An 11,789-nucleotide genomic window follows, 5' to 3' on the forward strand; every position below is an offset into this window, starting at 1 on the left:
CCGCGCCCACGGCGCCTGGCAGCTGGGCAGCGTGGGCACCTCGGGTCTGGCCATCGTGATCGCGCGGGCGGCCCGGCAGACCGGCCATCACTGGTGGCTGGCGGTGGCCGTGGCCGGCTGGGTGGCGGCGCTGTGCATCTACGGCCTGATGACCTGGCTGACGATGTGGCGGGTGGTCAACGAACGGCAGGACCGGGACGGCTTCGAACCCGACACGTGGATTCTGATGGGCGGCATGGCGATTGCGACGTTGGCCGGCGACACCATCCACGCGGTCGCTCCCGGCTGGCTGGCCGGGCCGGTGCGCGCGGTCACCGTCGTGACGTGGGTGACGGCCACCCTGTGGATACCGCCGCTGATCTACTTCGCGCTGCACCGCATCAGGCGGCACCCCAACATGCTGCAGTTCGCCGGTGTGTGGTGGGCGTTCGTTTTCCCGTTGGGCATGTACTCCGCGGCCAGCTTCGCCATGGCGGTCGAGATCGGGCAGCGGTCGCTGCTCACCGTGTCGCTGGTGTTCTTCTGGGATGCGTTGGCCGCATGGATCGTTGTGGTCGTCGCCGGGCTGCTGCTGTTAGCGCGGGCGATGCTGCTACGCCCCGCGGATCGCGATGCCGGCCGACCGTAATTCGAGCGCGACCAGCGCGCCGATGGTGACCGGATCCTCGCGGCGCCACCCGCCGACCGGGTCCGCGCTCACGGCGATCAACTTCCGGGCCGGCCGGTTGGTCAGCGCCCGCAGCGCCAGCAACTGCGCCCCGGCCGGCGTCGCGGCCAGAGCGGTCACCGTCAACTTGCGCCGAAAGAACCGAAGCCGCAGAAAAAACCACGGGAGCACCGCGATGAGGATCGGGACCGCGACGACGGCCATCGCCAGCAGCACCGCGAGCCAGCTCGCCGCGCTGTCCAGATCGTGGCCCGCGCCCGCGATGTCCAGCGCGGCGTGGCTCGCGGAGTTGAGCGGCTTGCTGACCGTGTCGCCCACCACCGGAATGTGCTGCGCCTCGTGTCCGGCGGACGCGAGGTTGCCGGCGATGCCCTTCGCGCCGCTCTCGACCTGCCGCCCGGCGTCGGCGATGGTGGCGATGGCGTCGTAGACGGCCAGCCCGACGAGCAGCCACAGCAGGGTCCACACGACGACGGCGAGATCGCTGAACAGCTGGACAGCCAGCCGGCCGGGTCGGGTTGAGTAGGGCAGAAACCGCGGTGTCATAGCCCCGATCCCAGCACAAACCCGGTTTGCAGGTGCCCGATAGGCTGACCGGATGCCCGCACTGTCCGACTATCAGCACCTGGCCAGCGGCAAGGTCCGCGAGCTGTATCGCGTCGACGACGAGCACCTGCTGTTGGTCGCCACCGACCGGATCTCGGCCTACGACTTCGTCCTGGACAGCACCATCCCGGACAAGGGCCGCATCCTGACCGCGATGAGCGTCTTCTTCTTCGACCTCGTGGACGCGCCCAACCATCTGACCGGGCCGCCCGACGATCCGCGCATCCCCGACGAGGTCCTGGGCCGCGCGCTGGTGGTGCGTGAGCTCGAAATGCTTCCGGTGGAATGCGTGGCACGCGGCTACCTGACCGGCTCGGGATTGCTGGACTACCAGGCGACCGGAAAGGTCTGCGGCATCCCGCTGCCGCCCGGATTGGTCGAAGCCAGCAGGTTCGCTGAACCGCTGTTCACCCCGGCGACGAAAGCCGCACTGGGCGACCACGACGAGAACATCTCCTTCGCGCGGGTGATCGAGCTTGTCGGCGCCGTGCCCGCCAACCAGCTGCGCGACCGCACCCTACAGATCTACGTTCAGGCCGCCGATCACGCGCTCCGGAAGGGAATCATCATCGCGGACACCAAGTTCGAGTTCGGCACCGACCACGACGGCAACCTGCTACTGGCCGACGAGATCTTCACCCCGGATTCGTCGCGGTACTGGCCGGCCGACGAGTACCAGGTCGGCGTCGTCCAGAACAGCTTCGACAAACAGTTCGTCCGCAACTGGCTGACCGGCCCCGAGTCCGGCTGGGACCGCCACGGTTCCCAGCCCCCGCCGCCGTTGCCCGAGGACATCATCGCGGCCACCCGCGGACGCTATATCGAGGCCTACGAACGCATTTCCGGATTGAGCTTCGCCGACTGGATCGGTCCCAGCGCATGACCGAAACCCAACGAAACGGGTCGGTGCCCCCCGTCGCCAAGCGGGTGGAGACTCGGCGCGAGCATCACGGCGACGTCTTCATCGACCCGTATGAGTGGCTGCGCGAAAAGACCAATCCCGAAGTCATCGCCCATCTCGAGGCGGAAAACGCCTACGTCGACCAGATGACCGCGCACCTCGAGCCGCTGCGGCAGCAGATCTTCGCCGAGATCAAGGCGCGCACCAAGGAGACGGATCTGTCGGTGCCCACCCGCCAGGGCCAGTGGTGGTACTACGCGCGCACCTACGAAGGCAAGCAGTACCGCGTCCAGTGCCGTTGTCCGATAAACGGACCCGACGACTGGGACCCGCCGATCTTGGACGAGGACACCGAGATCCCCGGCGAGCAGGTCCTGCTCGACTCCAACGCCGAGGCGCAGGGCCACGAATTCTTCTCCCTGGGCGCCGCGACGGTCAGCCTGGACGGGAACCTGCTGGCCTATTCGGTCGACACCCTGGGCGATGAGCGGTACACGTTGCGGTTCAAGGACTTACGCACCGGCGAGCTGTACCCGGACGAGATCGCCGACATCGGGGCGGGCGCCACCTGGGCTGCCGACAACCGCACCGTGTACTACCTGACCCTGGATGCCGCCCACCGTCCCGACAAGGTGTGGCGGTATCGGGTGGGCTCGGGTGCCGAACCGGAGCTGGTGTATCACGAAGCCGACGAAAAGTACTGGCTGGGCGTGGGTCTCACGCGCAGCGAGGCCTATGTCTTCATCGCCTCGGGATCCTCGATCACCTCGGAGTATCGCTACGCCGACGCCGCCGATCCGCAGGCATCGTTCACGGTCGTGCTGCCGCGCCGCGAGGGTGTCGAGTACGCGGTGGAGCACGCGGTCATCGGCGGGCAGGACCGGTTCCTGATCCTGCACAACGACGGCGCGGTCAACTTCACCCTGGCCGAGGCGCCGGTCAGCGATCCGACACAGCAGCGCACCCTGATCCCGCACCGCGACGACGTCCGGCTCGACGGGGTGGACGCTTTCGCCGGCCACCTCGTCGTCGGCTACCGCCGGGAGGCGCTGCCCCGGCTGCAGCTGTGGCCCATCAACGCCGACGGCACCTACGGCCGGCCCGAAGAGATTTCCTTCGACTCCGAGCTGATGTCGTCCGGGCTGGCCGGCAATCCCAACTGGGCTGCGCCCAAGCTGCGGATCAGGGCCGGATCCCTGGTGATCCCGGCGCGCGTGTATGACATCGACCTCGCCACCGGTGAGCGCACGCTGCTGCGCGAACAACCCGTGCTCGGCGACTATCGGCCCGACGACTATGTGGAGCGCCGTGACTGGGCGGTCGCCGACGACGGAACCCGGGTCCCGGTGTCGATCGTGCACCGCGCCGACATCGAATTCCCGGCGCCCGCATTGCTTTACGGCTACGGCGCCTACGAGCTGTGCACCGACCCGAGCTTCTCCATCGCCCGGCTGTCGCTGCTGGACCGCGGCATGGTGTTCGCGATCGCCCACGTGCGTGGCGGCGGTGAGATGGGCCGGCTGTGGTACGAGCACGGCAAGCTGCTGGAGAAGAAGAACACCTTCACCGACTTCGTCGCCGTCGCAACGCATTTGGTGGACTCCGGTGTCACCCGGCCTCGTCAGCTGGTCGCGTTGGGGGGTAGCGCCGGCGGTTTGTTGATGGGCGCGGTGGCCAACCTGGCGCCGGAGCTCTTCGCCGGAATTCTCGCGCAGGTCCCGTTCGTCGACCCGCTGACCACCATCTTGGACCCCTCCTTGCCGCTGACCGTCACCGAATGGGACGAATGGGGAAACCCATTGGCGGACAAGGGCGTCTACTCCTACATGAAGTCCTATTCACCGTATGAGAACGTGGCGGCCAAGCGGTACCCGGCGATCTTGGCGATGACGTCGCTGAACGATACGAGGGTCTATTACGTCGAGCCGGCCAAGTGGGTCGCGGCCCTGCGACACGCCAACGGCGACGGCAGTCCGGTCCTGTTGAAGACCCAGATGAACGCCGGGCACGGTGGCGTCAGCGGCCGCTACAAGGCGTGGGAGGAGGCGGCGTTCCAATACGCGTGGCTGTTGGATGCCGCCGGGATCCACGCCGAGGGCGGCCGAGAAGACGCGTTCTATGCTCCCAACAAGCAGCAGTAGCCGAATCGTCATCGATTCGGGTGGAGATCCGGTGTATGCGGCGTATAGCCGCCGCATACATGCCGAGGCTCAAAAGGCAAACCCACCCATGATGGCCGGTCAGCAGATCCCAGCCATGCTGTCAGCTGGTGATCGGCGCTATTCGTCGATCGCTGGTTCCGGTCGTTTCCTCGGCAGGAACACGGCCGGGATGAGCGTGAACGCCACCAACGCGACGGTCAGCGCGGACGCCACCGTGAAGGCGTGGGAAAGGCCGTGTAACAGGATGTTCGCTAGGTCGGGCGGCACAGCCTGGCGCGGGATCGCCGACGGATCAACGGGGGACCCTGGCCTGCTTCCCTGTTGAGGTGACGCCAGCTTGCTGGCCGCGACTATGTTGTCGTTGCGATTGAACTGATTGGTCAGCACAACTGCCACCAACGCGGCGCCAATCGACCCACCGAGTTGCTGGTTAACCGTGATCAACGTTGTCCCGCGAGCGACTTGATGCGGGGCCAGCGACTGCATCAGCGCCGCAGAAAGCGGCGTCGTCGTGCACCCCACGCCCAGTCCGGTGATCGCCAAGCCTGTCAGTAGTGTCGGCGCGTAATCGATCTGCCGGGAAATCCCCCAAGTGAAGATTCCCAGACCCGCGGCCATCACCGGGAGGCCAATGAGCACTATCTTGCCGGGGCCGTGCTTGTCCATGAAGGCACCTGCGAGTGGCAGGGTCACCATCGCTCCTAGCCCTACCGGCGCCAGGTGCAGCCCGGACTGCATAGGGCTCTGCTGCAGGACCAGTTGAAAGTAGGTCGGTATCAGCAGTGTGGCACCCACAGAGGCGGCGGCGAAAACCAGCAGTGTCACGTTGACCTCGGTCACCACTGGATTCTTGAACAGCCGCAGATCGATGAGCGGGTGATCCGAGCGGTACCACGCATGCAAGACGAACGCAACGATCAACGTCAAGCCGATGATCCCAGGTATCAACACGTAGCGGTCGGCAATCGTGTGCCTTCCCGGGATGGACGACACTCCGCACAGGAAGATCGTCACGCCAGGCGACAGCAGTAGCAGGCCGATGACGTCAAGCCTTTCCGACGGAGCTGGACGGTCTTTGGTGAACAAGATTGCAGCGAGGAAAAACGTGGCAATCCCGATTGGCAGGTTGACCAGAAAGATCCACTTCCAGCCGTAGGAGTCGATGAGCCAGCCGCCCAATATCGGGCCACCGATTGGGCCGAGCAGAATCGGGATTCCTCCGATCGCCATCAAGCGGCCTACCCGCTTCGGACCGGCCTCGCGGGTCAGGATCACCCAACTCAGAGGCAGTAGCATACCGCCACCGATGCCCTGCAGCACTCGAAATATAATCAGCAGCAGTATGTTTGGTGCGACGGCGCACAGCAATGAACCCGCCGTGAACGCCAAAACCGAACCCATGAAGAGTCGTTTGGTGCCAAACCGATCGGCTGCCCATCCTGTGATCGGGATCACTGTCGCGAATGCCAACATGTAGCCAGCGATCGTCCACGACACAACGGTCGGGGTCGATCCGAACTGGTCGATGAACGTGCGTTGTGCGACAGCGACGACGGTGTTGTCGAGAATCGCCATGATGCAGGCCAGTCCGCACACACCGGCGATGCGCAGCAGCGCCACGTCTAGCTTGTCGGGATAGGCGCGTTCATCCGTAATAGGTTGCCCGGTGGGAGACGTGATGGACGCCGGAGCTACGGAGGTGCCGGGATAGGCCTTCTGCATGGTGTTGCCGAGCATAACGATATCGGTACCCGTCCGCTGACCCTTTTAGGCGTTTGCGTCCGCACGAACCCAAGCGGCTGGCCGCAAGCGCGCTCGTCTGCTGTCGGACGGCGGCGAAGGTGGGGGCACCGCGCCCACGCGCCATTTCCCGGCCCAACCAGCCGCGGCGGGGGACCATACTTATTCGCCGGCGGTTTCGCTCGCGGGTTTTTTGGGCAGAAACCACGCCGGAATGAAGGTGCAAACCACCAGCACGACGGCAATCACGAATACCGCCGTATACGCGTGGGAAAGGTCGTGAGCCACATTGCTCCAAAAGTCCGGGGCGAGCGACGCACGGGGTATCGCGGTCTGGTCGACCGGCACCCCGTCGACCGCCGCCTTCTGGTTCAGCGCGGCGAGCTTGTTTGCTGCGCGGATGTCGGGGCTCCGATTGAACTGATTCGTCAGGATCATCGACATCAGCGCCGTTCCCACCGAGCCGCCCACCTGGTGGCTGACGCTCATCAGCGTCGTTCCCCGGGCGATCTGATGGGGCGCCAGCGCCTGCACCGAGGCCACCGACAGCGGCATCATGGTGCAGCCCATGCCCAGGCCCATGATCGCCAGCCCGACCAGCAGCGTCGGCAGATAGTGGGCCTGGGTGGCCACCCCGAAGGCGAAGGCGCTCAGGCCGGCGGTGATCAGCGCGATGCCGACCAGCACGATCTTGCCGGGGCCCTGCCGATCCACCAGCGGACCGGTCAGCCGCATGGTCAGCATGGCGCCCAGCCCCTGGGGGATCATGTGCACGCCCGCCTGCATCGGCGTGTGGTGCAGCAACTGTTGAAAATAGCTCGGCAACAGCAGGCCGGCGCCGAAGAACGCCCCGGCGAACACCAGCATCGTCACGTTGGCGTGGGTGAGCACGGGATTGCGGAACAGCCGCAGGTCGATCAGGGGATGATCGGCGTGCTGCCAGGCGTGCGCGACGAAGCCCGCGATCAACGCCAGGCCGATCGTCGCCGGTATCACCACGTGGCGGTCGGCCACGGTGCCCCGGCCCGGGACGGAGGACACCGCGAACAGGAACATTGCCAGGCCCGGCGACAGCAGCAGCACGCCGATGGCGTCGAAGGTTTCCGAGCGCGCGGGATGATCGCGCGGGAACACGATGGCGGCGAGTGCGACGGTAAGAAATCCGATCGGCACGTTGATCAGAAAGATCCACCGCCAGCTCGAGGTGTCGATCAGCCAGCCGCCCAGGATCGGCCCGCCGATCGGGGCGAGCAGCATCGGGATGCTCAGGATCGACATCAGGCGCCCCAGCCGGCCCGGGCCCGCTTCGCGGGTCAAGATCATGAATCCCAACGGCAGCAGCATGCCGCCGCCGATTCCCTGTACCATCCGAAAGACGATGAGCTGCAAGATGTTCGACGCGATCGCGCACAGCAACGAGCCCAGGATGAAGGCCACCACCGAACCGATGAAGAGGCGCTTGGTGCCGAACCGGTCGGCGGCCCACCCGGTTATCGGGATCACGGTCGCCAGGGCGAGCGTGTAGCCGGTCATCGTCCAGGCCACGACGGCCTGCGAGGAGGCGAACTGATCGATGAAGGTTCGTTGGGCGACGCTGACGACCGTGACGTCCAGGATCGCCATCACCGTGGCCAGGATGCACACGCCGGAGATCCGCAACAGCGCGGCATCGAGCTGGTCGGGATATACCCGTTCCTCGACGCCCGGCTGCCCGGTCGGGTGGTGGGACGGCGGCGTCTTTGCCGCCGCGTACGACGCCTCATCCATGGCGTTGCTTAGCATATCGAACTGATCACCTGGCCCGACGTTTGCGGCCTGCGCGGGTTCGCCCTACCGCCGAAATCAGTGAGCACGCATGGGCGCCTGCACATCGCCTGCTGTCTGCGTGTCCTTCACCGTTCCGACACTTGGGATCGGCAAACTGCTGGTGTGTCTGGAAAATTGATCGTCTCGGTCTCGGGGATCGGTGAACGCACCCTGCCCGACGTCGAGGCGTTCTGCACGCAAATGGATGCCCGCAAGGTGCGGGTGTCGTTACTGGTGGCTCCCCGCCTGTCCGGCGACTACCGGCTCGACCGCGACCCGAGAACCGTCGAGTGGCTGACCACCCGTCGCGCGGGCGGTGACGCCATCGTGTTGCACGGCTACGACGACGCGGTCACGAAGAAGCGCCGCGGCGAATTCGCGATCCTGCGGGCGCACGAGGCCAACCTGCGATTGATGGCCGCCGACCGGGTGCTCGAGCACCTCGGGCTGCGCACCCGGCTGTTCGCCGCACCCGGCTGGGTGGTGTCGCCTGGCGTTGTGAAAGCGTTGCCGGACAACGGGTTCCGCTTGCTGGCCGATCTGCACGGGATCACCGACCTGGTCCGTCACAGCACCGTGCGCGCCCGGGTGCTCGGCATCGGCGAAGGATTCCTCACCGAGCCGTGGTGGTGCCGGATGGTGGTGCTGTCGGCCGAACGGATCGCTCGGCGCGGCGGCGTTGTGCGGGTTGCGGTCGCGGCACGTCACCTTCGCAAACCCGGGCCGCTGCAGGCGATGGTGGACGCGGTCGACCTGGCGTTGATGCACGGCTGCACCCCCGGCGTGTACCGCTGGGATCAGGCCAGGGCCGTGCTCGACGCCGCCTGAGGCAGCGACCGCCTGACCTGCTCGTCGGGGCACTACCCTGGTCCGACATGAGCGATTCTTCGGTTTCGGGGTTCCACGCCGATGCCATCGTCGTCGGGGCGGGACTGGCCGGCCTGGTCGCGGCTTGCGAACTGGTGGATCGCGGCTTGCGGGTGCTCATCGTCGACCAGGAGAACAGCGCCAACCTGGGCGGGCAGGCGTTCTGGTCTTTCGGTGGGTTGTTCTTCGTCGACAGCCCCGAACAGCGCCGGTTGGGAATTCGCGACAGCCATGAATTGGCGCTGCAGGACTGGCTGGGCACGGCGGCGTTCGACCGGCCCGAGGATTATTGGCCACGCCAATGGGCGCACGCCTACGTCGATTTCGCCGCGGGGGAGAAGCGCAGTTGGTTGCGTTCGCGGGGGCTCAAGCTTTTCCCGTTGGTGGGCTGGGCGGAGCGCGGCGGGTATGGCGCACAGGGGCACGGCAATTCGGTTCCCCGCTTCCACATCACCTGGGGTACCGGGCCCGCGTTGGTGGAGATTTTCGCCCGTCAGTTGCGCGACCGCTCATCCGTGCGGTTCGCGCATCGCCATCAGGTCGACGAGTTGATCGTCGAGGGTGAGGCGGTGACTGGCGTGCGGGGCACCGTGCTGGAGCCCTCCGCCACGCCGAGGGGCGTCGCGTCGTCGCGAAAAGCGTTAGGACAGTTCGAATTCCGTGCCGACGCGGTGATCGTCACCAGTGGCGGCATCGGGTCCAATCACGAACTGGTGCGCAAGAATTGGCCCAAGCGGATGGGCCGCGTCCCCGAGCAACTGCTGAGCGGGGTGCCGGCCCATGTCGACGGCCGAATGATCGGCATTGCGCAGCGGGCCGGGGCGCGGGTGATCAACCCCGACCGCATGTGGCACTACGTCGAGGGCATCACCAACTATGACCCCATCTGGCCGCTGCACGGCATCCGCATCATCCCCGGCCCGTCGTCGCTGTGGCTCGATGCGAACGGCAATCGGTTGCCGGTGCCGCTCTATCCGGGCTTCGACACGCTGGGCACCTTGGAATACATCACCCAATCGGGGTTCGACTACACCTGGTTTGTGTTGAACGCCAAGATCATTGAGAAGGAGTTCGCGCTCTCCGGCCAGGAGCAGAATCCCGATCTGACCGGGCAGAGCATAAAGGAGCTGCTGCGCAACCGGGCCAGTTCCGGGCCGCCCGGACCGGTCCAGGCGTTTGTCGACCGGGGCGTGGACTTCGTCAGCGCGAACTCATTGCGCGACTTGGTGTCCGCCATGAACAAGCTGCCCGATGTGCAGCCGCTGGACTACGCGACGGTGGAGGCCGAGGTCACGGCGCGGGACCGGGAGGTCGCCAACAAGTTCAGCAAGGATGGACAGATCACGGCGATCCGCGCCGCCCGAACCTATCTGGGTGATCGGCTGGGACGGGTGGTGGCCCCGCACCGGCTGACCGATCCCAAGGCGGGGCCGATGATCGCGGTCAAGCTGCACATCCTGACCAGAAAAACATTGGGCGGCATCGAAACCGACCTGGCCTCGCGGGTGCTGAAGGCCGACGGCACGCCCCTGACCGGGCTGTACGCCGCCGGCGAGGTGGCCGGATTCGGGGGCGGCGGCGTGCACGGCTACCGCGCGCTGGAGGGCACCTTCCTGGGCGGCTGCATCTTCTCCGGCCGCGCCGCCGGCCGCGGCGCCGCCGACGACATCACCTAGCGGGGCGGCGCCAACCGGCCGCTAGAACGTGACGGCGTCTTCTTCGGGGAGCACCTGGAAGTCGGTGCTGGTCATCTCGGTGAGCCGGCCGTAGTAGATGCCCCGCGCGTCCGGGGCGATGATCCCCTGGTGAATCGGGACGGCGCGCTGGGGGGCCACCGCGCGCAGGTAATCGACCGCCTCGGACACCTTCATCCACGGCGCGGCCGCGGGCGTCGCCAAGACGTCCACCGGTTCGTCGGGCACGAACAGCGCGTCCCCGGGATGCATCAACCGGGCGCGATGGTCGGCATCGCCCACCAAGAACGAAATGTTCTCTATCACAGGGATTTCCGGGTGGATGACCGCGTGCTTGCCGCCGACGGCGCGGACGGTCAGCTCACCGATGTGCAGCTCGTCGCCGACATGGACCTCCCGGCAGGGCGCGCCCAGTTGCGCGGTGGTCTGTGGGTCCGCGTAAAGCGCCGCGTCCGGGTTACCCTCGAGCAACGCCGGCAGCCGTTTGGCATCGACGTGGTCGGGATGCTGATGGGTGATCAAGATGGCGGTCAAGCCGGTGATTCCCTCGAAGCCGTGCGCGAAGGTACCGGGGTCGAAGAGCAGGCGGGTGTGGTCGAACTCGGCAAGTAGGCACGAATGGCCGAAATGCGTCAGTTGCATATCTACGATTGTGCCTTGATGGACAAGCTGCCGATGCGCGTGATCCTGGCCACGATGCTGGTCGCCGGCGGTTTCGCGGTTGCTCTGGTGGTCGTCATTCCTGCGCACGCCGAACCCGAGACTTGCCCGGGGCTGTGCGACCGGATCCCGAACACCGCGTGGATCGATCAGCACGCCGTGCCGCTGGACGCGGTGTATCACTGGCCCGCGCTGGCCGGCCAGGCGGTGCAGACGACCGGTTCGGCGCCGGGGCCCCATTTCCGGTTCGAGGAGCTGTGCGCGGCGCCGGCGATGCCGCAGGACCCCCGCGACTCGGCCGTCGCGGCTCGCGCGACGGTCCAGCATCCCGACGGGCAGTGGCAACTGCAGGCCCAGGTCCTGCACTGGCGTGGGGACACCGCTCGCGGTGGTGCGACCGTGGCCACGGCATTCAGCAATGCCGTCGCCGCGCTGCGGGCCTGCCAGCAGCGCGCACCGCAGGAGTCTCCGTCGCTGACCAGCGACGAAACGACCCGGATGGCCGCCGTGATCAGCGGCCCGGTGGTGATGCACACCTATCTGTTCGCCCACCCGGCCAGCAGCACGATCAGCGAGGTCACGCTCTGGTCAACGGCGCCGCCGCAAGTGTCCTGGCCGGCCATGGGCGACGATGCGGTGCTGGGCGCGATGAGCGCACCGCTGTGCGAGGCCTACATTACCGCGGC

9 protein-coding genes and 1 pseudogene are annotated in these 11,789 nt (G+C 66.6%); 6 read left to right on the forward strand and 4 right to left on the reverse strand.

The window, feature by feature from the left end; all coding sequences use genetic code 11:
- Nucleotides 1-628: pseudogene (locus A5646_RS14405) on the forward strand (C4-dicarboxylate ABC transporter); the annotation flags it as partial.
- On the opposite strand, the gene A5646_RS14410 reads toward A5646_RS14405, so the two are convergent.
- Nucleotides 593-1,213, reverse strand: a complete 621-nt coding sequence (locus A5646_RS14410) for a hypothetical protein (protein WP_066872213.1) — start codon at nucleotides 1,211-1,213, stop codon at nucleotides 593-595. The pseudogene A5646_RS14405 and the gene A5646_RS14410 sit on opposite strands and share 36 nt — an antisense overlap.
- Nucleotides 1,214-1,265: 52 nt before the next feature.
- Here A5646_RS14410 and A5646_RS14415 point away from each other — a divergent pair, with 52 nt between their 5' ends.
- Nucleotides 1,266-2,156: a phosphoribosylaminoimidazolesuccinocarboxamide synthase gene (locus A5646_RS14415; RefSeq protein WP_066872216.1), complete on the forward strand. Its 891-nt coding sequence runs from the start codon at nucleotides 1,266-1,268 to the stop codon at nucleotides 2,154-2,156.
- A complete protein-coding gene (locus A5646_RS14420; RefSeq protein ID WP_067022221.1) occupies nucleotides 2,153-4,315 on the forward strand; it encodes a S9 family peptidase in 2,163 nt (720 codons plus the stop codon). The genes A5646_RS14415 and A5646_RS14420 overlap by 4 nt, the downstream gene beginning before the upstream one ends.
- Before the next feature lie 138 nt (nucleotides 4,316-4,453).
- Here the strand turns inward: A5646_RS14420 and A5646_RS14425 are convergent, their stop codons facing one another.
- Together A5646_RS14425 and A5646_RS14430 are read right to left on the reverse strand one after the other, a co-directional pair.
- Nucleotides 4,454-6,073 (reverse strand): DHA2 family efflux MFS transporter permease subunit, encoded by a 1,620-nt coding sequence (locus A5646_RS14425; RefSeq protein ID WP_067022223.1) that lies wholly within the window; start codon nucleotides 6,071-6,073, stop codon nucleotides 4,454-4,456.
- Nucleotides 6,074-6,238: 165 nt separating this feature from the next.
- Nucleotides 6,239-7,858, reverse strand: coding sequence for a DHA2 family efflux MFS transporter permease subunit (locus A5646_RS14430; RefSeq protein ID WP_067022225.1), 1,620 nt, complete (start codon nucleotides 7,856-7,858; stop codon nucleotides 6,239-6,241).
- A 147-nt stretch (nucleotides 7,859-8,005) separates the two neighbouring features.
- Here A5646_RS14430 and A5646_RS14435 point away from each other — a divergent pair, with 147 nt between their 5' ends.
- Both A5646_RS14435 and A5646_RS14440 read left to right on the forward strand, forming a co-directional pair.
- Complete coding sequence (locus A5646_RS14435; RefSeq protein ID WP_067022227.1) at nucleotides 8,006-8,710, forward strand: DUF2334 domain-containing protein; 705 nt, start codon at nucleotides 8,006-8,008, stop codon at nucleotides 8,708-8,710.
- A 47-nt stretch (nucleotides 8,711-8,757) separates the two neighbouring features.
- Nucleotides 8,758-10,425, forward strand: coding sequence for an FAD-binding dehydrogenase (locus A5646_RS14440; protein WP_067022229.1), 1,668 nt, complete (start codon nucleotides 8,758-8,760; stop codon nucleotides 10,423-10,425).
- 21 nt (nucleotides 10,426-10,446) lie between these two features.
- Here the strand turns inward: A5646_RS14440 and A5646_RS14445 are convergent, their stop codons facing one another.
- On the reverse strand, nucleotides 10,447-11,085 hold the full coding sequence (locus A5646_RS14445) for an MBL fold metallo-hydrolase (protein ID WP_066865403.1): 639 nt from the start codon (nucleotides 11,083-11,085) through the stop codon (nucleotides 10,447-10,449).
- On the opposite strand from A5646_RS14445, the gene A5646_RS14450 reads away from it, so the two are divergent.
- Nucleotides 11,062-11,789: ATPase (locus A5646_RS14450; protein WP_197505198.1), on the forward strand; the 728-nt coding region annotated here is incomplete at its 3' end. The two genes, A5646_RS14445 and A5646_RS14450, sit on opposite strands and share 24 nt — an antisense overlap.

This window comes from Mycobacterium sp. 1245499.0 (genome assembly GCF_001673615.1).
In the GTDB taxonomy this organism is placed as follows: Bacteria; Actinomycetota; Actinomycetes; order Mycobacteriales; family Mycobacteriaceae; genus Mycobacterium; species Mycobacterium europaeum_A.

Bases quoted from the DNA above. Each gene is read 5' to 3' on its own strand.
- A5646_RS14410 (WP_066872213.1), bottom strand. From the start codon at position 1,213: ATGACACCGCGGTTTCTGCCCTACTCAACCCGACCCGGCCGGCTGGCT.
- A5646_RS14415 (WP_066872216.1), top strand. From the start codon at position 1,266: ATGCCCGCACTGTCCGACTATCAGCACCTGGCCAGCGGCAAGGTCCGC.
- A5646_RS14420 (WP_067022221.1), top strand. From the start codon at position 2,153: ATGACCGAAACCCAACGAAACGGGTCGGTGCCCCCCGTCGCCAAGCGG.
- A5646_RS14425 (WP_067022223.1), bottom strand. From the start codon at position 6,073: ATGCTCGGCAACACCATGCAGAAGGCCTATCCCGGCACCTCCGTAGCT.
- A5646_RS14430 (WP_067022225.1), bottom strand. From the start codon at position 7,858: ATGCTAAGCAACGCCATGGATGAGGCGTCGTACGCGGCGGCAAAGACG.
- A5646_RS14440 (WP_067022229.1), top strand. From the start codon at position 8,758: ATGAGCGATTCTTCGGTTTCGGGGTTCCACGCCGATGCCATCGTCGTC.
- A5646_RS14445 (WP_066865403.1), bottom strand. From the start codon at position 11,085: ATGCAACTGACGCATTTCGGCCATTCGTGCCTACTTGCCGAGTTCGAC.